We start from the raw sequence: 23,162 nt of genomic DNA on the forward strand, positions 1-23,162 counted from the left end.
ATGACCTGACGATCGCGATCTTCGAGATGGCCGTCAGGGTGCGGTCTCGGAGTGCTGGGCGGCGACGGCGTCGATCTCGGTGAGGATCTCCTGCTTGCCCGCCGGGTCCATGGACGAGGCCTCGACGGCGTTGCGGGCCAGGGTGGCGAGGGTGGCGCGGTCCAGGCCGAGTTGGTCGGCGGCGACGCGGTACTCGCGGCTCAGGGTGGTGGCGAACATGGGCGGGTCGTCGCTGTTGAGGGTGACGAACAGGCCCTCCTCGATCATGCGGGGCAGGGGGTGCTCCTCGATGCGGGCGACCTGGCCGGTGCAGACGTTGGAGGTGGGGCAGACCTCCAGGGGGATCTGCGTCTCGCGCAGGTGGGCGACGAGGCGGGGGTCGTCCATGCAGGCGATGCCGTGCCCGATCCGCTCGGCGCCCAGGAGGTCGAGGGCCTCCCAGATGGTCTCCGGGCCGCTCATCTCGCCCGCGTGCGGCAGGCTGCGCAGCCCGGCGGCGGTGGCGGCGCGGAAGGCGTCGGCGAAGACGTCCCGATACTTCGGGCGGTCCTGTTCGATGCCGGCCAGCCCGAAACCTACCAGCTCCTGGGGAGGTTCGCCGAGCGCGTGGTCCAGGGTGACGCGGGCCGCCTCGGCGCCGTACTCGCCGGGGATGTCGAACACGTACGCCATCCGCACCCCGTGCTCCTCGTGGGAGCGCCGGGCGGCGAGGTCGAGCGCCTCGGTGACCTCGCGCATCGGCATGCCCACGACGTGGTGCGCGTACGGCGTGACGGTCAGCTCGACGTAGCGGCCGTTCTGCGCCGCGAGGTCGGAGGCGAGGCCGAGCACCAGGGTGGCCACGTCCTCCGGCTCGCGGACGAGGGCGTTGATCGCCTGGTAGATGCGGGCGAAGTGCGGGAAGTCGGTGAACCTGTAGAAGGCGCGCAACTCCTCCTCGTCCGTGGGGACGCCGCCGCCGGGGTGGCGGCGGGCGAGTTCGAGCACGGTGGGGACGGAGGCGGAGCCGACCAGGTGGACGTGGAGTTCGACCTTGGGAAGCGCGTCGATGAAGGCGTTGATCGTCATGCGGGGACCCTACGCACGCCGCCCTCGGCCGCGAAAGGCATTTACCATGAAGCTGACACTAAAATGTCATCTTTCCCCGGGAGAGGCCGAGGCCGCGCACCCCGACCTCTCCCGGGGAGGACTGTGGTCCCACGGAGAAACCGAAAAGTGCGACCTCCCCGCTTCGGGACCCCTGAGCGATCTCGAAACGGGAAGGTCGCGTGATGGGGTTCAGCTCGGGGATGCCGTCGCCATCACGCCCACGGCCAGCCTGGCTTCCACCACGCCGGGGTCCTCGGTGTAGTTCAGGGTCGCGCCGAGCGAGACCAGGAGCCTGCGCATGCGGATGTTGTCGGACAGCAGCGTCGCCCTGACCTCGGCGAAGCCCAGGTCGCGGGCCTGGCGGACGAGCATCCCCGCCAGGGCCGTCCCCAGGCCCCTGCCCTGCCAGCGGTCCTCGATCAGGAACGCCATCTCGGCGGTGCCCGGGTCGGAGGTGAACATCAGGTTGGCGAGACCGACGACCTGGCCGTCGTGTCCGGCGACGATCGACTGGCCCCGGGCGCGGTCGCAGAGCCGCTCGAAGACCTTCGGCGGCAGCACCGGCGCCGAGGTGAAGTAGCGGAACCTGCGGGCCTCGGGCGAGCAGCGGTCGTGCAGGTCGCGTACGGCCTCGCGGTAGAGGCGGGTGAGCGGGCGGACGTTGACCTCGACGCCGTCGGAGAGCGTGATGTCGCGGTCGGCCCCGGACTCCTCGACGGGGGGCTGCGCCAGGCGGACGAAGGAGGCCGCGCGGGCGGCCTCGGTCAGGGTGAAGGGCAGCTCGGCCCTGCGGACCCTGATCGCGCGGCGCGGGGCCACGGGTACGGTCAGCAGGGTCGGGTCCGGAAGATCACTCATCTCCGAACCGTAGACCCAGCGGGAGTCGTCGGCGCGCAGCAGCTCTCCCAGCAGCTCCGGCAGGCGCCAGGGCGTCATGCGCAGCCGGGAGGCGAGCAGCAGGACGCGGGTGGGCTCGTCGGTCAGCTCGTGGGCGGTGGCGGCGACGACCTGGACCTGCCGTCCCCCGGCGGCCTCCAGCGCCTCGCGTACCGCCTCGGCTCCCGCGGGGATGTCCGTGACGAACTCGTCGACCGTGCCGTCCACGTCGGTCTGCACGCTCAGGCCCAGAATGTTGCCACCCTTGGCGGCGAGCGCGGCGGTCAGCGAGGCCAGCCGTCCCGGCCTCTCGTCAACGGTCGTACGAATCCTCAGAAACCCCATCAGAATGCCCCTTCCGTCAGGGCATAGCCTGTCCCGGAGCTGTTACGGGACTGCTACACATGAGTGAGCCCATCGTTACGTTTGAGAAGATCGCTCATTACGCGGCCGGACGGCGTTTCTACAACGGTTTCCGTTGACAGGTACACCCATATAGACGGATACAGCAGAATGTGAGGCCATGAGCACGCGCGTTCCCCTGGCCGGGGACTTCGTCAACGGAGACGTCTCCTTCTGGTACCGCTCCCTCGGCATCCCCTCCCCCGGCGCCCCTCTCACCGGAGACCTCGACGCCGACGTCGCCATCGTCGGCGCCGGATACACGGGCCTGTGGACCGCCTACTACCTGAAGAAGGCGAGCCCTGACCTGCGGATCGTCGTGCTGGAGAAGGAGTTCGCCGGATACGGCGCCTCCGGACGCAACGGCGGCTGGCTGGTCGGCGAGCTGGCCGGCACCCCCGAGCGCTACGCCAGGACGCACGGCGTGGACGCGGCCAGGCGGCTGCAGCGGGTGATGTTCGACACGATCGACGAGGTCGTCGCCGTCGCCCAGGACGAGAACATCGACGCCGAGATCGTCAAGGGCGGCGTCACCACGGTCGCCACCAACGCCGCCCAGGACCGGCGGCTGCACCGGCTGCTCGCCCACGAGCGCCACTGGGGCTGGACCGAGGAGGACGTGCGGCTGCTCGACCCCGCCGAGCGGGAGGGACGCCTGCGGGTGAACGGCGCGGTCAGCGCGATCTGGAGCCCGCACTGCGCCAGGATCCAGCCCGCCAAGCTGGCCAGGGGCCTGGCAGAGACCGTGCGAAACCTCGGGGTGGAGATCTTCGAGCGCACCCCGGTCACCGAGATCGCCCCTCGCGAGGCCCGCACGCCGCACGGGACAGTCCGCGCCGAATACGTCATCCGCGCCACCGAGGGCTTCACCGCCGAGCTGAGGCAGTATCACCGGACGTGGCTGCCGATGAACAGCTCCATGATCGTCACCGAGCCGCTGGGCGCGCTGTGGGACGAGATCGGCTGGGAGGGCAACGAGCTGCTCGGCGACATGGCGCACTACTACATGTACGCCCAGCGCACCGCCGACGGCCGGATCGCGTTCGGCGGGCGCGGCAAGCCCTACCTGTACGGATCCCGCGTGGACGACCGGGGCCGCACCCACGAGTGGACGATCGAGGCGCTCTGGGAGCTGCTCACCGGGATGTTCCCCGCGGTCAGGGCCTCCCGCGTGGCGCATGCCTGGTCCGGCGTACTCGGCGTGCCCCGCGACTGGTGCGCCACCGTGCACGTCGACCACGCCACCGGCATCGGCTGGGCGGGCGGCTACACCGGCCACGGGGTGACCACGACCAACCTCGCCGGCCGTACCCTGCGCGACCTCGTCCTGCGCGAGGACACCGACCTGACCTCCCTGCCCTGGGTGGACCGCAAGGTGCGCGGCTGGGAGGTGGAACCGCTGCGGTGGATCGGCGTGCACGCCATGTACGACCTCTACCGCCGGGCCGACGCCAGGGAGAAGGCCGGGCTCGGCCGCACCTCGGTGCTGGCCCGCGTCGCCGACTCCATCACCGGACGCTGAGCGCCGGGGAGAGGTCCCCGGACGGCACCGCCCGTCGAACGCCCGACGCCCGCGTACGGGCGATGGACGTCGGCGGACGTCGGCGAGTGTCGGCGAGTGTCGGTGAACGGGCGCCGGACATCGGCGCACATCGGCAAGACGAGCAGTGGACGTCGGCGAGTGTCGGCGGACGTCTCCGGGTCTCGGCCGACACCCGGGGAAAACTCACGCTGGACCTCGGCCGGTCGAGCGTGCAATGTAGGTGATCAAGCGGCATCTCGGGGCGCCAGCGGCCTCCGGGACATCGGCAGAAGGATGGTACGAAAGTGAGCGACCTGCTCTTCCGGGGCGGCCGGGCCTTCCTCGCCGCGGACGCCTTCGCCGAGGCGGTGCTGGTCCGTGACGGCCGGATCGCCGCCGTCGGCACGGAGACCGACGTCATGCGGCTCGCCGCCCCCGGCCACGAGGTGGTCGACCTGGACGGCCGCCTGCTCACCCCGGCGTTCACCGACGCGCACATCCACCCGGTCCAGGCGGGCCTGGAGCGGGCCAGGTGCGACCTGTCCGGGGTCTACGGCCTGCCGGAGTATCTGGAGCGGATCACCACCTACGCCGCCTCCCACCCCGGCCACGAGTGGATCGACGGCGGCGGCTGGGACATGTCGGCCTTCCCCGGCGGCCTGCCGCACCGCTCCCAGCTCGACGTCGTCGACCGCCCGGTCTACCTGATCCAGCGCGACCACCACGCCGCCTGGGTGAACAGCCGGGCCCTGGAACTGGCCGGGATCACCCGCGACACCCCCGACCCCGCCGACGGCAGGATCGAGCGCGACGCCGACGGCACGCCGAGCGGCGTGCTGCACGAGGGCGCGATGGACCTGGTCGGCCTGCTCACCCCCCGCCCCAGCGCCCAGGACATGCACGAGGCACTGCTGACGGCCCAGGACCACCTGTTCTCCCTCGGCGTCACCGGCTGGCAGGACGCCATCGTCGGCTCCTACGCGGGCTACGACGACCAGCTGCCCACGTACGTCTCGGCGGCGGCCTCCGGCGCGCTGCGCGCCCGCGTCGTGGGCGCGCTGTGGTGGGACCGGGCGCGCGGCGCCGAGCAGATCCCCGAACTGCTGGAGCGGCGCCGCTCCGCCGAGGGCCTGGAGCGGTTCCGCGCGACCTCGGTGAAGATCATGCAGGACGGCATCGCCGAGAACTTCACCGCGGCGGTGATCGAGCCCTACTGCCGCTGCGGCGGTACCGGCCTGTCGTACGTGGACCCCGTGCTCTTGAAGGAGTGCGTCGCCGAGCTGGACCGGCACGGCTTCCAGGTGCACTTCCACGCCATCGGCGAGCGGGCCGTCCGCGAGGCGCTGGACAGCTTCGAGGGGACCGACCCGGCCAACCGGCACCACATCGCGCACCTGCAGATCGTCGAGCCGTCCGACGTGCCGCGCTTCGCCAAGCTCGGCGTGACCGCCAACCTGCAGCCGCTCTGGGCCACCCACCACGCCCAGATGGACGAGCTCACCCTCCCCTTCCTGGGCGAGGAGCGCTCCACCTGGCAGTACCCGTTCGCCGACCTGCTGCGCAACGGCACGCTGTTCTGCGCGGGCAGCGACTGGCCTGTCTCCGAGGCCGACCCGATCCAGGGCATGCACGTCGCCGTCAACCGCACCGAACCCGGCGGCTCACTGCACGCGGGCTACCCGACGGCGCAGACCCCGTTCCTGCCCGGCCAGAGACTCACGCTGGACACCGCGCTCACCGCCTACACCGCGGGCTCGGCCAGGATCAACCGCGACGACGACGCCGGCACCATCGTTCCCGGCAACCGCGCCGACCTCGTCGTCCTTGACCGCGACCCGTTCACCGAGCCGGAGTCCGACATCTGGCGCACCAAGGTCGCGATGACCTTCCTCGACGGCGAACAGGTCTACCAGCGCTGACCTCGCGAGCTCGGTCGCCTACAGACCGCTCCGTATGAGGCGTTCGACATCCCGCCAGAACTTGTCGAAGGAAGGCGCGTTCTTGCGCGCCTGTGCCATGTCGAAAATCGCGGTCAGGGCCGCCTGATCAGCCGTTGGACGGTAGGAGGTGCCGTCGGTCTTACGGGCCGAGAGCCATCCCTTCGCATCGCGAGGCCCCTCGGGATCAGCGGGTGGTTCGAGAGAGTCCGCCAGTCCTCGTCGGCCCGCGAGCGAGGTGGCTGCGGCGAGGAACCACGCCTCGAACTCCCGGTTGGCGAGGACCATCGAGATCTCCTGATCACCCCGCGCCCGCCGGGCCCGCTCCAGGAGCGCCGGACCGGTCGTCGCGGGACAGTCGTCGTCAGCATCGATCAGCAGCAGGATCCCGCCTCGCCCGTCGACCTGGTAGGAGGCCTGGAGTACGGCGCTCTCGATCCCTCCCGGAGCGACCAGCTTGGAGCGCGGAACCCGGCGCGGTGTCGGAATCCGTACCGCCCAGACCGAGAGTTCCTCCGCGATCCTGCGGAGCAGGACGGGAAGCGCGGCGACCTCCCCCTCTCCCTCGACGATGGCGGCGATGGTGACCGCCCCGGTCATTCGGCCTCCCCGGTGCTGGGCCGGAGCTGGTTGCCGCGCATCAACTCTCCGATGGTGGCTCGCCGGTCGTTGACGAGGCGGCGGCTCACGTCGTCGATCTCGCCGATCGTCGTGAGCCCGTCCGTCATGGTCACGACGCGTACGGACGCCGGATCGAAGTCGTCGCGGTCGAGCAGGTCCGCGCTCTGCGTGGTGACCACCACCTGGACGTGCTCGCTCGCCTCGCTCAGCGCGTCGAACAGCACTCCTGCCGCCGCCGGGTGCAGTGAGGTCTCCGGTTCCTCGATTCCCAGCAGGGTCGCCTCACCTTCGAGTACGGCAGGCTGGAACAGTGCGGCCAGCAGCCCCGCCGCACGCAGCGTCCCCTCGGACATGGCCTCAGGACCGAACACCGTCTCTCGGTCCGCGTGACGGGTGAGAAGCTCGACGGTGGAGTAGGTGTCCAGAAGCCGCTGATCGACTCCGGTGGCCCCGGGAACGATGGCGCCCATGTAGTCGTCGATCCGCGCCTTGAACGCCGGATACCGCTGTGTGAGAGCCCCGAGCACCGATCCCAGTTGCCTTCCGGCGTCGTCCAGCGTGATCCCGGCGGACCTGGACTGAACCTGTCGCATCAGGCCCACGTCCAGGTGATAGAAGAGCATGCGGCGCAGGCTGCGGTAGACCTCGCTGAAAACGCCCTGGGTGGCGGCCAGCGGGAGATAGAGCCGGTCCGGCTCGACACCGCCCTCGCCTTTCTTGTTGAAGAAGCCATGGGTCATGACGAAGCCGGCTTCTTTGAAACTCGACTGCGGTCGCGTTCCCCGGACGAGGCACTGCTCTCCGAGCACCAGAAGTGGACGGCGACCGGCAGGGTCCCGGTTGATGGTGAAGCTGTACGTGACTGACAGCGGCTCTTCATCCGGCTGGATCACGAACTCCAGCAAGATACCGAAGCCCTCCGTATCTCCCTGACCTCGTCGGCTCACCTCATCCAGGCCACCGCGCCTCATCAGGGCGTCGGCTGGCGTCATCTCCAGCGCGTCCGCCACAAAACTGAGCATGTCAAGGAAATTGCTCTTCCCCGCCGCGTTGGGGCCGAGCAGCACCAGAAGGGGTGTGAAGGTGACATCACACGACGCGATGCTCTTATAGTTCTTCGCCTTCACACGTCGCAGAAACGGTACGGCCTGCCCCATCACACCCCCGCCATCTCGATCTGTCCTGCGGCGGCGGCCACGACCGGCGCCCACCTGCGTTCCGCCAGGAAACCGGCACCACGATAGCGGTTCGACCGGTCCGGAGATCGGCATGGCGGTCTGGTTCCAGGCTCCCTTGGATCTCCCTCCGGGAACGATGCGCGCCGGATCGGAGGACACCTCCTCAGGAGGCGAGTTCACTGTCCAGATAGGCGCGAAACTCCCGGACCTGAATGGTGTCGTACGGCTCAAGGCGCTTGGCGAACTTCCGGATGCGTTCGACGGAGCGGGCCGAGGTCAGTGATTTGGCCATCGGGATCGCGGCCCGAGCCGAGTCGACCGCCTGTTCCAGCTCGCCCATGCCGAGGTATGCCTCAGCCGCGCTCATCCGGTTGAGCTGGGCCGAGCGAGGGCGTTTTTCCGTGAACTCACGTACCGCCGACTCCGCGCAGCCGACCGCTTTCCGGTAGTCGCCGAGCAGCTTCCAGCACCTGCTCATCCTCGCGGTCAGCTCGAACTCGTTCTCCCAGGCAACCCAGGCCGGGTCACGGTCGGTGGCTCCCTGAGCGTATGCCCGCTCGGCCTCGGTGAGCAGCCGCTCGACCTGCTTGGCGCTGTGCCCGTCACCGGTCTCGGCCGGTCTCGCCTGCATGGCCGTCGCCCGCGCCTCGTCGACCAGCAGCATCGCCATCACTCGGGAAGGCGCCTGTGCCCGGCGGGCCGTGTCAGTGGCAGCTCTGGCCAGCCAAACCCCCTGGGCATCCTGCTCCAGGTGAATCGCTTGGTGCGTCATGGTCGCCAGCACCCAGGCACCCGTCAACGAGTCGTCACCGGCCTTCGCCAGTTTGAGCGCCTGACCGAAGTAGTGCTGGGCCTGGCCGTGGCGGTTCAGATCGAAGGCGGTCCATCCTGCTTGGAGAGTCATCCCTGCCGCTGCCGTCATCAACTCGGCTCCGACCTTGTCGTCGTAACGACCTCGCAGCAGCGGTGCGACGGCGGTGTTCAGATAGTCCACCACCGCCGGACGCACCAGCCCGGCACCGAACTGATAATCCATCTGTGTAAAAGCCCGCTGTGCCTCGACGATCCGCTGGACGTCGGAGAGCCCGACAACCGGCCCCGCCCCCTGATACGCCGCCGATGCCTCCGGGACGCCATAGCTCCACGCCGACAGCCAGCTGGCAAAGGCCGCGGGCACGAACGGGAGTGCGGCCAGCACATGACGCCGCTCCGGATCCACGTCACACCTCCACAGACGGTCCGCCGTCCTGACCGTAGTCCCGAGCGAGAAGTCGCTGAAGTCCGGAATCAGCCAGGCTTCCGTATCGACCGGGGCAGTGCCCTCGATCCACCGCTCGACCTCGGCCGGGTCCACCCCGAACACCTCGGCCATCCGCGCCCGATACACCGGACGGATCTCCTGGCTCCCCCGCTCCCAGCGGCTCCACGTCGTCGCCGACACCCACAGCGCCGCCGCGATCTCGTCCTGGCTCATCCCCATCCGCTTACGGGCCCGCACCAACTCCGGACGCCCCTCACCGCGACCCGCCTCATCCATGACGACTCCTGTCACCCAGAGCGATGAATCATCAACCCATTGTCAATAAAAGCGTCCCTCACACCTAGCCCGCCAATGGAAACGACCAGAAAACGACCAGCCGACACGACGACCCCCGCGACGGGCGGCGACGCCCCCTGCGCCACACGGAGCGGCGTAACGACGACTGCCACAGGAGGGCGCCGTACCATTCCCCAACAGCCGATCAGCGGAGGACGTCGTGAACGATCTGCCCATCTGCCTCACCTGCGGGGTGCAGTACGCCGAGGCGCGGGACGACTGCCCGATCTGCGAGGACGAGCGACAGTACGTCGGCTGGGAGGGCCAGCGCTGGACCTCCCTCAACGAGTTGCGCGAGAGCGGGCACAGGGCACACCTCGCCGAGGAGGGCACCGGGGTCGTCGGTATCGGCACCGATCCCGCCACCGCCATCGGGCAGCGCGCCCTGCTGGTCCGCACCCCCGCGGGCAACGTGCTGTGGGACATGGTCACCCACCTCGACGACGACCTGATCAGGCAGATCGGCGAGCTCGGCGGTATCGACGCCATCGCGATCAGCCACCCGCACTTCTACGGCTCGATGGTCGAGTGGGCGCACGCCTTCGACGCGCCGATCCACCTCCACGCGGCCGACCGCGACTGGGTGGCCCGCCCCGACGAGTCGGTGCTCTTCTGGGAGGGCGACACCCACGAGATCCTCGAAGGGGTGATGTTGGTCAACGCGGGTGTGCACTTCGTCGGCGGCCAGGTCATGCACTGGCGCGACGCCGAGGAGGGCCGGGGCGCCCTGTTCTCCGGCGACATCCTCCAGGTCGTCCAGGACCGCCGCTGGGTCAGCTTCATGTACAGCTATCCGAACCTGATCCCCGAGCGTCCGGCGACCATCCGCCGCGCCCTGTCGCTGCTGGAGCCGTACGCCTTCGACCGCGTCTACGGCGGCTGGTGGAAGCGGATCGTACGCGCCGACGGCGCCGAAGCCGTCCGCCGCTCCGCCGACCGCTACCTCTCCTACGCCCTGGACGACTCCCCTTAGCCCTGCGCTTCTGCAAGAGGTTCAGCCTCAAGCCGCACCTGCGGGAATCCTTCAACTCTCCACCGATCCATTGAGCCGGTACGACTCCGGCACTGCGGATGTGCATCGCAGCGCCAGGTGAGGAGCGGGTCCGCTCTACGGACCGTTCCTCGTCCGGACACGGTCAAAGGGCGGTGAAGAGCAAAGAGACGTTCTGGCCGCCGAACCCGAAGGAGTTGCACACCGCCGCGCCGAGATGCTGCTTGCGGGGCTCGCCACTGACGACCTCAAGCTCGACTTCGGGGGATTTCCGGTCAAGGTTGAGGGTGGGCGGGATGACGCTGTTGGCGACCGACAGCAGGGTGATGATCGCCTCGACCGCGCCTGCGGCGCCGACGAGGTGACCGAGGCCGGACTTGGGTGCGGTGAGGACGACGTCGTTCCCGAGCGCCCGCTGGATCGCGGAGGCTTCACCGACGTCGCCCACGACGGTGGACGTGGCGTGACAGTTGACGTGATCGACGTCCGCCGGTCGGAGTCCGGCGGACGAGACGGCCCTGAGAATCGCCCGGGTTTGGCCGGAGCCCGCCGGGTCCGGGCCGGTGATGTGATGGGCGTCCGAGGTGATGCCGAACCCGGCCAACCGGCCGATCGGGCGGGCGCCCCGCGCGGCCGCGAAGTCCGCCCGCTCCAGGATCATGACACCGGCGCCCTCACCGAGTACGAAGCCGTCACGGTCGACGTCGAACGGCCGTGAGGCGCGCTCGGGGTCGTCGTCGCGCTTCGACAGCGTGCGCACCTGGGCGAAACCGGCGATGGTCAACGGCGTGATGGCGGCTTCCGTGCCGCCGGCAATGACGACGTCGACCTCGCCGGATCGAATGAGCCGGGCGGCGAAGGCGAGGGCTTCGGCGCCCGACGCGCACGCCGAGACAGGTGTGTACGCACCGGCGCGGGCACCGTACTCCAGGCTGATCCAGGCGGCCGGTCCGTTCGGCATCAGCATGGGGACCGCGAGGGGAGAGATCCGCTGAGGCCCCTTCTCCTCGATCAGATCGTCCTGGTCCAGGAGGGTGTTGATGCCGCCGATGCCGGTGCCGATCACCACCGCGAGGCGGTCCGGATCGACCTCGGGCGTGGCGGCGTCGGCCCAGGCCTGCTGGGCGGCGACGAGCGCGGCCTGCTGGCAGCGGTCCATGCGCCGGGTCGTGACACGGGGCAGCACCTCGTCGGGGGAGACCGCCATGGGAGCGGCGATCTTCACGGGCAGTTCGCCAGCGTGGGCGAACGGAGCCACGAGGTCGTCGATCCGGCGGACACCGGAGCGCCCGGCGAGGAGCCCCTCCCACAGAGAGGCGACGTCCCCGCCGAGAGGTGTGGTCGCTCCCAGGCCGGTGACAACGATGTCCTGAACGCTCATGTCGATCTCCTCACCACGGAAACGGTGTCCGAGCTTGATCTCGCGGAGTTGTATCGCATACAAATATAGGATGTCCACGAGCGATCCCCCCCGAAGCCGCGGTCGACGCACCCGGGCGCAGCTTCTCGAACAGGCCGTGACGATCTTCTCCGGACGGCACTTCGGCTCCGTGAGCGTGGCCGAGATCGCGGCCGCGGCCGGCGCCCACCCGAACCAGATCACCTACTACTTCGGTTCCAAGGACGCCTTGTTCGTCCACGCGGCGTTCCTGATGCTGCTCCGCGACGCCGAACGCCTCAAGCCGGTCGGACACCGGCAGCGCACCCCCAGGGCGTTCCGCGAGGCGATGGCACGCACCGCGCTGGCGCTGCCGGCCGTACCGATCGCCGTCCAGGCGATGTCGATCACACGGCATCGACCCGAGTTGCAGCCGCTGGCGCAGCACGACCTCGATCTGCTCTTCCGTCTGGCGGAGCGTTACCTCACCGCGGTCCTGGAGCGCCATGACTGGGTCATCGATCGCCCTGCCCTCGTGGAGGCACGGACCTTCTGGAGCGCCGTCCTGGGGGCTCGGCTGATCTCGGAGTCCGGTTTCGGCGGCCGCTCCAGCGACATCGATCTCGCCGGGGTCCTGACGGTTCGCACGAGGTAGACCCCGGGAAATCCACCGTTCACAACCACGAACATCACGTCACCCACCGAGGTGGAATGCGAGGGTGTCGCGCTGCCGATAGCGCTCCGGATCGAAGACGAGGAAACGACCGGATAGCCGCCACCGGCGGATACGGCTCGACCAACGCCCGCTCGGCATCCGTCACCTCAAGGCGCGCCACATCCGGGTTCCACCGGCCACGGCCGGATCGCCACCGGGCCTCACCCAGATCCACACCCAGGAACAGCTCCCAAATGATCCTTTAATCACTGGAAAGGCCCGCCCGAGATGAGCGATAGTCGCTTCGTGGCACAGGCAGGGGGGCCGGGGAGCGGGGGCGGGCGCCCGCTGTGGCGCGATCGCAACTTCAACGTCTTCTGGGTCTCGCAGACGCTCTCCGTCGCCGGGGACTCGTTCGCCTACATCGCCATCCCGCTGCTGGTGCTGAACGTGACCGGGTCGGTCGCGCAGATGGGCCTGCTGACCGGTGTGGCCGGTGCCGCGTCGGTCTTCGCCGGGATCTTCGCCGGCATCCTGGCCGACCGGCTCGACCGGCGGACCCTGCTCATCTGCTGCGATCTCGCCCGCCTGGCGCTGTACGGGCTCATCCCGCTCGTCTGGGCGTTCGGCCCGCAGGTCTGGCTGCTGTACGTGGTGCTGCCGCTCAGCGAGGCGATCGGGATGGTCTTCCAGGTCACCTACGTGACCGCGGTGCGCAACCTGGTCGAGGGCGACCGCATCACCGAGGCGAACGGGCGGCTCTACGCGACCGCGGCGGCGGCCGGTGTCGGCGGCCCGCTGCTCGCCGGCGTGGTCTCCGGACAGTTCGGCCCGACCGCGGCGATCGCCATCAACGCGGCGAGCTTCGCGCTGTCGGCGGCGGCCCTGTACTTCGTCCGGTTCAAGCGGCCCGAGGCCGGTGCGACGGCGCCGCCGCGCCAGCGGCCCTGGCAGGAGATGCTGGCCGGTGCCCGGTTCCTCTGGCGGCACCCGGTGCTGCGCTCCCTGACGATCCTGCTCTCCTTCTTCATCTTCTTCACGCTCGGCATGACCGATGTGCTGATCTACCACCTGAAGCACGACCTGGGCCGCTCCGACGGCACCGTCGGCACGGTCCTCGCGGTCGCCGCGGTGGGCACGATCGCCGGGGCCGTGCTCGTGGCGCCCGTCCGCCGCAGGCTCGGTTTCGGCGTCACCTGGATCGGCGCCCTCGCGACGAGCGGGCTCGCGATGGCGGGCGTCGGCCTCTCGGGCCGCGTCCCGGTGATCGCCGCCCTGATGGCCGTCTATCTCTGCGGCGTCAGCGTGGCCGGGATCTGCTCGATGTCCCTGCGCCAGCAGGTGACCCCCGACCATCTGCTCGGCCGCGTCACCTCGGCGTTCTGGACGATCCACTTCTCCCTGGGCCCGGTGGGCGCGGCCGTCCTGACCTGGGGCGCGGGCGGCTACGGCGTCACCGTGATCTGCCTGCTCGCGGGCACCGCCTGCCTCCTGCTCGCAACGGTCGCGCTCTTCACTCCCATCCGCCGGTCCGCCCCCGAACACCCGGGGCCCGCCACCTCATGAGGCATGCTCCCGTCGACAGGGCGGGCCGCCCTGTCGACGGGAGCGACGGATCAACCGTTCGCCGCGGTGAACGAGGCCGCCCCGCCGACGAGCGGCAGCGTGACCGTGCTCTTCGTCGTGTCGAGGTGCAGCTTCGCCCCGGGGGTGGGCCGGATGGTGTACTCGTAGTCGCTCGACAGCAGCACGACGCCGATGCGGTGCCCCGCCGCGAACACGTAGTCGTGCGGCTGCATGTCGAAGTCGAGGCGGTACGGGCTGCCCGGCTTGACCGGCTCGGTCTTCGAGATCGACTTACGGTTCTGCGGGTCCGTCCAGCCGCGAGTGATGATCTTCGCCTTGCCGTTCTGGTCGTAGTCGACGAGCAGCGCCGTGACGTTGGCGGCCGGCTGGCCGAAGGACATCCGCAGTGACACCTGCGGCGTGCCGCTGAGCCGGACCGCGTCGGTCAGCGCCCCCGACTTGTAGGCCAGGCGGTTGGGGGACGTCACCGCGTCGGCGAGGGCCAGTGCCCGCTTCGAGGCGTCGTCGACGATCGTCTCGGTCACCGGCTTGCCCTGGCGGGTCTTGTCGGCGGTGAGGGCACCCGCGGTGCCGTCCGTGCTGGGCGCCAGGTTGAGCTCGGTGTCCGCCGCGGTCGGTTCCGGCCACTCGGGGTATTCCACCAGCGTCCTGTTCTCGCGCTGGATCAGCGCCCGCTGGTCGTTCTCCACGCCGTTCTGCTGGCCCCACAGGTAGCGGGTGAACCAGCGGTTGAGCACGTTGACGCTCGGGGAGCCGCCGTGCCCGCCCTGGTGCAGATAGATCTTGTGCGGCACTCCGCGCGCCTTGAGCGCCTCGTACCACTGCGCGGCGTGCTTGGTCTTGACGTTCCAGTCGTTGAGCCCGTGCGCGACCAGCGTCGCGGCGCGGACCTTGTCGACGTCGTTCAGGTAGTTGCGCTCGTCCCAGAAGGCGCTGTAGTCGCCGGTGACCCGGTCCTGCTCCTTGGCGAGCCCTTCGATGACGCTCCGGCAGACCTGCCTGTCCGCGCGGGTGTAGACGTACTCCGCGAGCACGTCGGCGTCCTCGCCCTGGTAGCCGCCTGGGGCGACGACGGCGCCGTTCGCGCGGTAGTAGTCGTACCAGCTGGAGATCGCCGAGATCGGCACGATCGCCTCAAGTCCCTCGACGCCGGTGCTCGCGACCGCGTTGGGCAGGGTGCCGTTGTACGACGTGCCGATCATGCCGACCTTGCCGGTCGTCCAGGTGGCGCTGACCTCCCTGCCCGCGGCGTCGTACGCCTTCGCGCGACCGTTCAGCCAGTCGACGACCGCTTTCGCGCCGATGGTCTCGTTGCGCCCACCGGTGGTGGGACAGCCGTCGGACTTACCGCTGCCCAGCGACTCGGCGTGTACCACCGCGAAACCGCGAGGCAGCCAGTTGGCCTCGTGGCTGGTGCTGATGACGGGCTGCGGCCCGGTGCCCGTGACGGCCTCGTCATCCCTGGCCGCCTCGGCCACACCGGCGGCGGCGAGCCGCTCGTCGGCCGCCGGATCCTTCACCGAACCACCGCGGTTCATCCAGCCCTTGCCGGGGCGGAGCGCCTCGTGGAGCTCGTGATCGACGTTGTGGTTCGCGACCGCGTTGCCGCCCGCGTAGTAGGGGCTCACCTCGTACACGACGGGCGATTTCAGACCCGCCGTCTCCGTCTCCCGCAGTCGGGTGACCTCGGCGTGTACCCGATCGTTCCGCCCGTCGCCGTCACTGTCGATCGAGGTCTCGACCCACATCTCCTCGCGGATCCAGTCGTTGCGGTTCGACGAGAACACCGGCTGGGCCATGCCGTCCACGAAGACCGGTCCGACGGAGGGGTCGGCGACCGCGCCGACGGAGACCGAGGGCGCCGCGACCCCGGCCAGGGTCATGGCGACGGCGAGACCCAACGCCGCCGCGCCGCGACGCACCGATCTCGAACTACGGAGGGTGGCCGGCGCCTCAGGGCCCGTCACCAGAGGTGGTACAGACATCAAAAACCTTCCAGAACGATCAGTTCGGGGCGGGAAAAAACCCCGACCAAAGTTCAAGGGACAGTAAAGACTGCCCCAAGAAGGCTTGATGTTATGGGCAGGAAGTACGAAATGTCTATGGATGGGCACCCTGTCTTGATCAAGATAATTTCGATACATATCGAGCTAGATATCAGCGAATCGGCCACCCCGTGGAGATCAGGAACCGAGCGCGCCCGAGGTTGAGCGGGCCGTCGCCTTCGAGGCGCCCGCGGCCCGTGCCGCGGCCGTGAGCTCCCGGGAGAACGAGGTCGCGCCGGCGGGAACGGGAGCGGCGGTGACCATCACCGCCGCCGCGATCCCGGTTACGCGCTTGAACATGAGATGCCCTTCCTGTCGCGTGAGGATCAGCGGGACGTGCCGCCCCGCCGTCACGCACACCGTCCTGCACACCACTCACCCGATGGCCACCTGACGATTACTCAGAGTTACGATCAACCTTCGCCGGAGCCCGTCCCGCCAAGCGATTGCCGCGCACCCAAGGCGCATTTGACGTACACCCCTGATCGCGAACAGCGATTTTATGATTACATTGAGTAATGGAAACGGGAGGCTCGGATCTCGAGTTCAGGATTCTGGGGCCGTTCGAGGTGCTGCGGGACGGCGTCCCGGTGCCGATCCGGGCGGCCAAGCTGCGGACGTTGCTCGTCTCGCTGTTGCTCGACGCCAACAAGACGGTCTCCGTCGAGACGTTGACGAACCATCTGTGGGGAGACGACCCGCCGGGCGGGGCGAGAAACACCCTGCAGAACTACGTGCTGCGGATCAGACGCCTGCTGGGGTGTGCCGGGGACGAGGGCCCGCTGCTCACCTGCCCGCGAGGTTATCTGCTCAAGGTGGCCGACGACCGGCTCGACCTGCACCGCTTCGAGACCCTCACCCTCCGCGCCAGAGCCGCCTCCGCCGCGGACGCGACGGAGGCGGGCCGCCGCGCTGCTGGCCGAGGCACTGCGGTTGTGGCGCGGGGAGCCGCTGCAGGACGTGCCGTCCGAGACCCTGCGGCGAGAGGTCGCGCCCGTGCTGGCCGAGCGCGGGCTGGACGCGCTCCAGTCCCGCATCGAGGCCGACCTCGCACTGGGCCGCCACGAGGAGGTGCTCGCCGAGTTGCGCCGGCTGACCGCCGCGTATCCGCTCAGGGAGCGGTTCTGGGCGCAGCGGATGCTCGCGCTGTGCAGGTCGGGACGCCAGGCCGAGGCTCTGCGCTGCTACCACTCCCTCAGCGAGGTCCTCGTCGAGGAGCTCGGCGTCGACCCCGGCGCGGAGGTACGGAAACTGCATCAGCGGATTCTCGACAACGATCCCGCGCTCACCGCCAGGAGATCTTCCGGCAACCTCCCCGGCGAGATGACCACGTTCGTGGGCCGACAGCGGCAGCTCGACGACGCCGCGCGGCTGCTGGAGACCAGCCGCCTGGTCACGCTGACCGGGGTGGGCGGGGTGGGCAAGACCCGGCTGGCGCTGCGACTGGCCGCGCGGGTGTCGCCCGCCTTCCCCGACGGGGCGTGGATCGCCGACCTCGCCCCGCTGACCGACCCCGCTCTGCTCGACCGGACCGTGGCCCAGGCTCTCGGAATCCGCGACCAGTCCGCGCGCCCCTGTCTGGACATCCTCGTCGAGCACCTGAGCGACGGCAGGGCGCTGCTGGTGCTGGACAACTGCGAGCATCTGGTGAACGCCGCCGCGACACTGGTGACCGCGCTCCTGCGCGCGGCGCCCGGTCTGCGGGTGCTCGCCACCAGCCGACAGCGGCTCGGCGTCCAGGGCGAGCACGTCCTGCCGGTGCCGCCCCTCTCCGTACCGCCCATGACGCCGGCGGACGCGGACCCCGAGCCGGCGCTGACCCGCTACGAGGCGGTAAAGCTGCTCGCCGACCGCGCCGCGGCCTCGGCACCGGACTTCCGGATCACGCGGCACAACCGCGACGTCGTCGCACAGCTGTGCGGACGGCTGGACGGCGTGCCACTCGCGATCGAACTGGCCGCGGTCCGGCTGGGAACGCTCTCCGCCCAGGAGATACTCGACCGGCTGGACGACCGGTTCCGGCTGCTCGCCGACACCGACGCCGAGAACTCCCCCCGCCACCACCGGACCCTGGGCGGCGTCGTCGACTGGAGCCACGACCTGTGCACCGAGCACGAACGGCTGCTGTGGGCCCGGCTGTCGGTCTTCGCCGGCGAGTTCGACCTGGAGGCGGCCGAGGCGGTGTGCTCGGGGACGGGCGTCGACCGCCACGAAGTCCTCGACATCCTCACGGGCCTGGCGAACAAGTCGATTCTCGTCGTGAACGGCCAGGACGGCAGCACGCGCTACAGCCTGCTGGAGACCATCCGCCAGTACGGCAGGCGGCGTCTCATCGACCTCGGCCAGGAGACCGTGATGCGACGGCGTCACCGTGACCACTACCGGAGCACCGCCGCACGGGCCGCGGCCGACTGGTGCGGCCCCCGCGAGGTCGGGTGGCTGTCGCGGCTGCGGCAGGAGCTCCCCAACCTGCGGGCCGCGCTGGATTTCTGCCTCACCGAGCCCGGCGAGGCGCGGAGCGGGCTGGAGATCACCGTCAACCTCACCCGGACCCGGTTCTGGTTCTTCAGCAGCACCATCGGCGAGGGCCGCCACTGGCTGGAGCGCGGACTCGCGCTCTCTCCTCGCCGGCCGGACCCCCTCCAGGTCGGCGCGGTGGCCATGGTCGCCTGGATCGCCCTCTGCCAGGGCGACAGGCAGGGTGCCGACGCCTTCATGGCCCGCTGCCGCCGCCTCGCCGCACAGCTTCCCGACACCGACGTCCCGGCCGCCGTCACCTGCGTCGAGGGCGCCCACGCGATGCTCGTCCACGGCAGCCCTCGCTCCATCCCGCTGCTGGCGCAGGCGAGAGACCGGTTCCTCGCCGACGGCGCGATCGGTGACGCCCACATGGCGACCATGCTCTGGGCGATGGCCTGCGCCTTCCTCGGAGACCGGGAACTCGCCGTCACCGCCGCCGAGGCCTACCTCGCCGACGCCGAAGCCCTCGGCGGGACCTGGGCCCACTCCTGGGCATTGTGGGGCCTCGGTCTCGCCGAGTCGCGCCACGGCGACCCGGTACGTGCCGCCACCCTGTTCCGCGACTCGCTGCGCCGCCAGTACGACATCGACGACCGCTGGGGACCGGTGTGGGGCCTTGAGACACTCGCCTGGACCATCGCCGCCACCGGCCGTCACGACCGCGCCGCCGAACTACTCGGCGCCGCGCACCGGCTACGGCGCACGACCGGGGTGGCGCTCATCGGCCTGCGGCCGTTTCACGACGCCCACGCCGAGGCCGAACGGCTGATGAAGAACGCGCTCGGGGCGTGCGGATACTCCCTGGCCTTCGAACGGGGGGCGAGGAACACCGACGTCATCGGCCTCGCGTGCGCACCCCCGTGAGCCGGCACGGCCGACGACCACCACGGTGATGAGCGGTGTCGTCTCCGCCCTGGATCGATGTACGACGAGCGGCAGGTCCTCCGCTCAGCCCTTCCGGACCGGTTTCGGCTCAGACGAGTCCGCCGTTGACCCGCAGCACCTGACCGTTGACCCAGCGGGCGGGGCCGGCGAGGAAGGCAACCGCCTCGGCGATGTCCGCAGGTCGGCCCAGCCGCTCCAGCGGCGGCTGGGCGGCCAGCCTGGCGACGGTCTCCTCGTCCTTGCCCTCCAGGAAGAGGTCGGTGGCGGTGGGCCCGGGGGCGACCGTGTTGACCGTGACGTCCCTGCCGCGCAGCTCGCGGGCGAGGATGAGGGTCAGACCCTCGACGGCGCCCTTGGATGCGGCGTAGGCGCCGTAACCGGGAGCGGCCAGTCCGATCACCGAGGTGGAGAAGGTGATCAGCGCGCCGCCCTCGCGCAGCCTCCTGGCGGCCTGCTGGGCCACGGCGAAGGTGCCGCGTACGTTGACGCGGAGCACGCGGTCCAGCACGTCCAGGTCGAGTTCGGCGACCGGGGTGGGCGGGTTCATGATCCCGGCGGCGTGCACGACGACGTCGACGCCGCCGAAGGTCTGCTCGGCCGTGTCGAAGAGCTCCGCGACCGCCCGCTCGTCGCCGACGTCGGCTCGGACCGCGATCGCCTGGCCACCCTTGTCGGCGACCTCCGCGACGACGGCCTTGCCCTCGGTGTCGTTGCTCGCGTAGTTGACCACGACCGCGTAGCCGTCGGCGGCGAGCCTGCCCACGACCTGACGCCCGATGCCGCGTGAGCCTCCGGTGACGACGGCGACGCGGGCTGCTGTGCTGCTCATGATCGGTCACTCCTCCAAGAGTTTGTGTACACTATGTATATATATGGATATAAACACAATGTCCATATCTCGTGGAGGTAGATGGTGACGCAGCAATCCCCCGCACCCGCACGTCGCGGACGCGGACGCCGTCCGGCCGCCGAGGTTCGCCGCGAGATCCTGCGGGCGGCCGGCGAACTCCTGCTCACCGAGGGGATGGCCGCCTTCACCATCGAACGGGTCGCGGCGCTGGCGGGCGCGAGCAGGGTGACGCTCTACAAGTGGTGGCCCTCCAAGGGGGCGCTCGCGTTGGACGGCTACTTCGACGCCGTCGGCCCAACCCTGGCCTTCCCCGACACCGGCGACATCGCCGCCGACCTCACCGCGCAGTTGCGGGCCTTCGTCCACCTGATGCGCGACACCCAGGCCGGGCGCGTGATGCCCGAGCTCGTCGGCCACGCCCAGACCGACCCCGAGCTGTCGGCGCTCCTTCGCGAGCGCTACTCGGCACCGCGCAGAGCACTCGCCGTCGAGGCGCTGGAGCGCGCCAAGCGGCGCGGGCAACTCCGCGAGGACGTCGACCCCGAGGTGGTCGTCGACCAGCTCTGGGGCGCCTGCTACCACCGTCTCCTCATCCCCGACCAGCCCCTTACCGACGAGTTCGCCGAGGCCCTCGTCCGGAACCTGCTGGCCGGGATCGGTGGTGCCCGATAAAACGGCTTACAGGAAACATCAGCCCGATAATGTACGTTTTGCGGCCCCGATAATGAGTCCAGGCAACCGAGCGGCATGGGCGCTTCAGCGGGCTGATCCGCCATCCGCAAGTGTGTGACAAGTGGGGACCGTCAGGCTGGGCACCGGTCGCAGGCGGAAGAGGGGCATATGTTTGGAATCGTTCGCCCATGCAGGCACGGGATGTGCGGCGGGCTGTTCAAGGAGTGGATGGCGCACCTGTGCGGGCTCTGCCTGGCCCTGCGGGATGAGCACGGGCACGCCTCCCGGCTGGTGACCAACTACGACGGTCTGCTGGTGTCCGTACTCACCGAGGCACAGGCACCGGCCCCCTCACCGTACCGACGTGCGGCCGCCTGCGCGCTGCGCGGGTTCAAGGGCGCGGACGTCGCCCAGGCCGAGGGGGTACGGCTGGCCGCCGCGGTCTCGCTGATCCTGGCCGCGGGAAAGGTCAAAGACCACGTCGAGGACGGCGACGGCATCTACGCCCGCCGGTTGGTGGCGGCCGGTGCGGGGCGGGTGGCCGCCCGCTGGTCGGCCGCCGGATCGGGTACGGCCGCCGCCCTCGGATTCGATCCCACCCCACTCCTCACCGCGGTCGAGGAGCAGACCCGGCTGGAGCGCCTGCCGAACCCGAGCCTGCTCCAGCTCACCGCCCCCACCGAGGCCGCGGTCGCCGCCGCCTTCGGGCACACCGCCGTACTGGCCGGCAAGCCGCACAACCGGGAGACCCTGGAGGAGGCCGGACGCTACTTCGGCCGCCTGGCACACCTGCTGGACGCCGTCGAGGACCTCGCCCGCGATCGCGAGCGCGGAGCCTACAACCCGCTGACGGCCTCGGGCACCGACCTGGCCGCCGCGCGGCGGCACTGCGACGACGCCGCGCACGGACTGCGCCTCGCGGTGGCCGAACTGGACCTGGAACGACGTCGCCTCGTCAACGCCCTGCTGGTCGCCGAGACCGGCCGTGCCGTCGACCGGGTCTTCGGCGAGGCCGAGCGGGAGAGCCCCGAGGCACCCCCTCGCGACCCGCGGCTGAAGCCGGATCCCGGCGGGTTGCTGTCGCTGCTGTGCATGTCGGCGGCCTGCTGCACCTGCGGACTGTACCGGCCGCCGTGGGACGAGGACCGCTACAGGTCGTGCGGCGAGCGCTGCGACGGCAGCGGCTGCGACGCCTGCGGGCAGTGTTGCAACGGCTGCTCCGGGTGCTGCGAGTGCTGCAACTGCAGTTGCGACTGCTGACAGACGCCTCCACCCGCCCGGCCCCCCAGTTCGGTCCGCCAGACCGGCGCGCTGCTTTCTGGACCCGGGGCGGTGTTTTAGCCGTCCCGGTCGTGTCCGGTTGCGGCAGAGGGGTCCGTCAGCAGGAGACGGGCTGAGTGGCGGCCCAGGCGGAGGCGACGAGGACAGGCCAAGCCAGGTCACCTCCTTCGCTTCGCCTGCGGAGTCCTGATCTCCCCAGGAGGGGTCACAACGTGCTTCCCAGGGCCATGTACTCGTTGTACTCGTTCAGCTTCGGCCAGGGTCCTCATCGCCCCTGAGAGGGGTCGCAACGTCGGTTCCCGGAGCGCCGCCGATACCCGGTCCATGGGTGTAAGACCGGAACAGCGCGCCTGAGGACTACTTCGGATCTCCGTAACCTAAGGATTTCATTATCTAGATTTGTGGCCATTTGGGCTGTTTGGAGCTTATGTCGGGTATATCGGTAGGAGTTCGCTTTCACAGCGGATCGTATTTCGCGTGAAACCGGAAGGGGGCATGGGTCATGACGAGACCCGCAAGCCTGGAACATCACCCCGATCTCATCGAGATGCGGGAGAGGTACGAACGAGCGGGCTCCAGTTCGGTGGCCCAGGCCATCGAAGGACTGGGCCTTCTGGCGGGCCTGTATCTGGCGATCTCACCCTGGGTGGTCGGCTTCAACGGCCTGTCCAGGCTCTCGGTGAGCAACCTCGTCACCGGTATCGTGGTCGCCGCGCTGGCCCTGGCCTTCGCGTCCGCCTACGGCCGGACCTACGGGGTCAGCTGGGTCGCGCCGGTCATCGGAATCTGGACCATCATCGCTCCCTGGATCACCGGCTCGGCGACGAGGGGGAGCATCTGGAACAACGTCGTCACCGGCATCGTCATCCTCCTGCTCGGCCTGGGAGCGGTGGCGATGGGTACCAAGAAGATGGCCGGAATGTCACACAAGGGAAACACCTCCCACCGAGGAGACACTTCCCACAGGACAGACATGCCCGGTCGGGCGGACATGCCCAACCGGCCGGACTTCCCCAACAGGCCATAAACAGATGGATGTGAGATCAGCGCGACGGCTGCTCAACCCGGCCAGGGAC

The 23,162-nt window shown here is 69.8% G+C and carries 18 protein-coding genes and 2 pseudogenes; 10 read left to right on the forward strand and 10 right to left on the reverse strand.

All coding sequences use genetic code 11. The features are described 5' to 3' along the window. Nucleotides 1–33: 33 nt before the first annotated feature. On the reverse strand, nt 34–1,068 hold the full coding sequence (gene add / locus ACIBH4_RS13075) for an adenosine deaminase (RefSeq protein WP_362513940.1): 1,035 nt from the start codon (nt 1,066–1,068) through the stop codon (nt 34–36). 210 nt (nt 1,069–1,278) lie between these two features. Beyond that, entirely contained in the window at nt 1,279–2,310 is a 1,032-nt protein-coding gene (locus tag ACIBH4_RS13080; RefSeq protein ID WP_362513937.1) for a GNAT family N-acetyltransferase, read from the reverse strand. Nucleotides 2,311–2,488: 178 nt separating this feature from the next. Between ACIBH4_RS13080 and ACIBH4_RS13085 the strand changes: the two genes are divergently transcribed. Together ACIBH4_RS13085 and ACIBH4_RS13090 are read left to right on the forward strand one after the other, a co-directional pair. Then, nucleotides 2,489–3,889, forward strand: a complete 1,401-nt coding sequence (locus ACIBH4_RS13085; protein ID WP_362513934.1) for an FAD-dependent oxidoreductase — start codon at nt 2,489–2,491, stop codon at nt 3,887–3,889. A 305-nt stretch (nt 3,890–4,194) separates the two neighbouring features. Next, nucleotides 4,195–5,808: an amidohydrolase gene (locus ACIBH4_RS13090; RefSeq protein WP_362765008.1), complete on the forward strand. Its 1,614-nt coding sequence runs from the start codon at nt 4,195–4,197 to the stop codon at nt 5,806–5,808. 18 nt (nt 5,809–5,826) lie between these two features. On the opposite strand, the gene ACIBH4_RS13095 is transcribed toward ACIBH4_RS13090, so the two are convergent. The 4 genes and pseudogenes from ACIBH4_RS13095 to ACIBH4_RS13110 form a co-directional block, all read right to left on the reverse strand. Further along, complete coding sequence (locus ACIBH4_RS13095) at nt 5,827–6,426, reverse strand: DUF4276 family protein (protein ID WP_362765006.1); 600 nt, start codon at nt 6,424–6,426, stop codon at nt 5,827–5,829. Continuing rightward, on the reverse strand, nt 6,423–7,187 hold the full coding sequence (locus tag ACIBH4_RS13100) for an AAA family ATPase (protein ID WP_362765102.1): 765 nt from the start codon (nt 7,185–7,187) through the stop codon (nt 6,423–6,425). The genes ACIBH4_RS13095 and ACIBH4_RS13100 overlap by 4 nt, the downstream gene beginning before the upstream one ends. 147 nt (nt 7,188–7,334) lie before the next feature. Beyond that, a pseudogene (locus ACIBH4_RS13105) lies at nt 7,335–7,718 on the reverse strand (AAA family ATPase); the annotation flags it as partial. 70 nt (nt 7,719–7,788) lie between these two features. Beyond that, entirely contained in the window at nt 7,789–9,162 is a 1,374-nt protein-coding gene (locus ACIBH4_RS13110) for a helix-turn-helix transcriptional regulator (RefSeq protein WP_362765003.1), read from the reverse strand. A 220-nt stretch (nt 9,163–9,382) separates the two neighbouring features. Here ACIBH4_RS13110 and ACIBH4_RS13115 point away from each other — a divergent pair, with 220 nt between their 5' ends. Next, nucleotides 9,383–10,195, forward strand: a complete 813-nt coding sequence (locus ACIBH4_RS13115; RefSeq protein ID WP_362765000.1) for an MBL fold metallo-hydrolase — start codon at nt 9,383–9,385, stop codon at nt 10,193–10,195. Between the two features lie 163 nt (nt 10,196–10,358). On the opposite strand, the gene ACIBH4_RS13120 is transcribed toward ACIBH4_RS13115, so the two are convergent. Then, nucleotides 10,359–11,594, reverse strand: a complete 1,236-nt coding sequence (locus ACIBH4_RS13120; RefSeq protein ID WP_362513925.1) for a beta-ketoacyl-[acyl-carrier-protein] synthase family protein — start codon at nt 11,592–11,594, stop codon at nt 10,359–10,361. Nucleotides 11,595–11,664: 70 nt separating this feature from the next. Between ACIBH4_RS13120 and ACIBH4_RS13125 the strand changes: the two genes are divergently transcribed. Beyond that, nucleotides 11,665–12,246, forward strand: a complete 582-nt coding sequence (locus ACIBH4_RS13125) for a TetR/AcrR family transcriptional regulator C-terminal domain-containing protein (protein ID WP_399172038.1) — start codon at nt 11,665–11,667, stop codon at nt 12,244–12,246. 306 nt (nt 12,247–12,552) lie between these two features. Next, nucleotides 12,553–13,812 carry an MFS transporter gene (locus tag ACIBH4_RS13130; protein WP_362513918.1) on the forward strand — a complete coding sequence of 420 codons (1,260 nt, stop codon included), beginning with the start codon at nt 12,553–12,555 and terminating at the stop codon, nt 13,810–13,812. A 50-nt stretch (nt 13,813–13,862) separates the two neighbouring features. On the opposite strand, the gene ACIBH4_RS13135 is transcribed toward ACIBH4_RS13130, so the two are convergent. Both ACIBH4_RS13135 and ACIBH4_RS13140 read right to left on the reverse strand, forming a co-directional pair. Continuing rightward, nucleotides 13,863–15,818, reverse strand: coding sequence for a Xaa-Pro dipeptidyl-peptidase (locus ACIBH4_RS13135; RefSeq protein WP_362513913.1), 1,956 nt, complete (start codon nt 15,816–15,818; stop codon nt 13,863–13,865). Nucleotides 15,819–16,016: 198 nt separating this feature from the next. Further along, nucleotides 16,017–16,178, reverse strand: a complete 162-nt coding sequence (locus tag ACIBH4_RS13140; RefSeq protein ID WP_362513909.1) for a hypothetical protein — start codon at nt 16,176–16,178, stop codon at nt 16,017–16,019. A gap of 218 nt (nt 16,179–16,396) precedes the next feature. Between ACIBH4_RS13140 and ACIBH4_RS13145 the strand changes: the two are divergent. Continuing rightward, nucleotides 16,397–16,603 (forward strand): annotated as a pseudogene (locus ACIBH4_RS13145) (hypothetical protein); the annotation flags it as partial. Between the two features lie 37 nt (nt 16,604–16,640). Next, entirely contained in the window at nt 16,641–19,262 is a 2,622-nt protein-coding gene (locus tag ACIBH4_RS13150; RefSeq protein WP_362764995.1) for a BTAD domain-containing putative transcriptional regulator, read from the forward strand. 109 nt (nt 19,263–19,371) lie between these two features. On the opposite strand, the gene ACIBH4_RS13155 is transcribed toward ACIBH4_RS13150, so the two are convergent. Next, nucleotides 19,372–20,112 (reverse strand): SDR family oxidoreductase, encoded by a 741-nt coding sequence (locus ACIBH4_RS13155; protein WP_362513899.1) that lies wholly within the window; start codon nt 20,110–20,112, stop codon nt 19,372–19,374. Nucleotides 20,113–20,193: 81 nt separating this feature from the next. Here ACIBH4_RS13155 and ACIBH4_RS13160 point away from each other — a divergent pair, with 81 nt between their 5' ends. The 3 genes from ACIBH4_RS13160 (at nt 20,194) to ACIBH4_RS13170 (ending at nt 23,113) form a co-directional block, all read left to right on the forward strand. Next, complete coding sequence (locus ACIBH4_RS13160; RefSeq protein ID WP_362764992.1) at nt 20,194–20,805, forward strand: TetR/AcrR family transcriptional regulator; 612 nt, start codon at nt 20,194–20,196, stop codon at nt 20,803–20,805. A gap of 168 nt (nt 20,806–20,973) precedes the next feature. After that, the gene (locus ACIBH4_RS13165; protein ID WP_362513888.1) at nt 20,974–22,065 is read left to right on the forward strand and encodes a DUF5685 family protein; all 1,092 of its coding nucleotides are present in this window, start codon (nt 20,974–20,976) and stop codon (nt 22,063–22,065) included. 523 nt (nt 22,066–22,588) lie between these two features. After that, nucleotides 22,589–23,113: an SPW repeat protein gene (locus ACIBH4_RS13170; RefSeq protein WP_362513883.1), complete on the forward strand. Its 525-nt coding sequence runs from the start codon at nt 22,589–22,591 to the stop codon at nt 23,111–23,113. Nucleotides 23,114–23,162 lie beyond the last annotated feature (49 nt).

Source organism: Streptosporangium sp. NPDC050284 (assembly GCF_044459525.1).
Lineage (GTDB): Bacteria > Actinomycetota > Actinomycetes > Streptosporangiales > Streptosporangiaceae > Streptosporangium.

Bases quoted from the DNA above. Each gene is read 5' to 3' on its own strand.
- add (WP_362513940.1), bottom strand. From the start codon at position 1,068: ATGACGATCAACGCCTTCATCGACGCGCTTCCCAAGGTCGAACTCCAC.
- ACIBH4_RS13080 (WP_362513937.1), bottom strand. From the start codon at position 2,310: ATGGGGTTTCTGAGGATTCGTACGACCGTTGACGAGAGGCCGGGACGG.
- ACIBH4_RS13085 (WP_362513934.1), top strand. From the start codon at position 2,489: ATGAGCACGCGCGTTCCCCTGGCCGGGGACTTCGTCAACGGAGACGTC.
- ACIBH4_RS13095 (WP_362765006.1), bottom strand. From the start codon at position 6,426: ATGACCGGGGCGGTCACCATCGCCGCCATCGTCGAGGGAGAGGGGGAG.
- ACIBH4_RS13100 (WP_362765102.1), bottom strand. From the start codon at position 7,187: ATGACCCATGGCTTCTTCAACAAGAAAGGCGAGGGCGGTGTCGAGCCG.
- ACIBH4_RS13110 (WP_362765003.1), bottom strand. From the start codon at position 9,162: ATGGATGAGGCGGGTCGCGGTGAGGGGCGTCCGGAGTTGGTGCGGGCC.
- ACIBH4_RS13120 (WP_362513925.1), bottom strand. From the start codon at position 11,594: ATGAGCGTTCAGGACATCGTTGTCACCGGCCTGGGAGCGACCACACCT.
- ACIBH4_RS13125 (WP_399172038.1), top strand. From the start codon at position 11,665: ATGTCCACGAGCGATCCCCCCCGAAGCCGCGGTCGACGCACCCGGGCG.
- ACIBH4_RS13135 (WP_362513913.1), bottom strand. From the start codon at position 15,818: ATGTCTGTACCACCTCTGGTGACGGGCCCTGAGGCGCCGGCCACCCTC.
- ACIBH4_RS13140 (WP_362513909.1), bottom strand. From the start codon at position 16,178: ATGTTCAAGCGCGTAACCGGGATCGCGGCGGCGGTGATGGTCACCGCC.
- ACIBH4_RS13155 (WP_362513899.1), bottom strand. From the start codon at position 20,112: ATGAGCAGCACAGCAGCCCGCGTCGCCGTCGTCACCGGAGGCTCACGC.
- ACIBH4_RS13160 (WP_362764992.1), top strand. From the start codon at position 20,194: ATGGTGACGCAGCAATCCCCCGCACCCGCACGTCGCGGACGCGGACGC.
- ACIBH4_RS13165 (WP_362513888.1), top strand. From the start codon at position 20,974: ATGTTTGGAATCGTTCGCCCATGCAGGCACGGGATGTGCGGCGGGCTG.
- ACIBH4_RS13170 (WP_362513883.1), top strand. From the start codon at position 22,589: ATGACGAGACCCGCAAGCCTGGAACATCACCCCGATCTCATCGAGATG.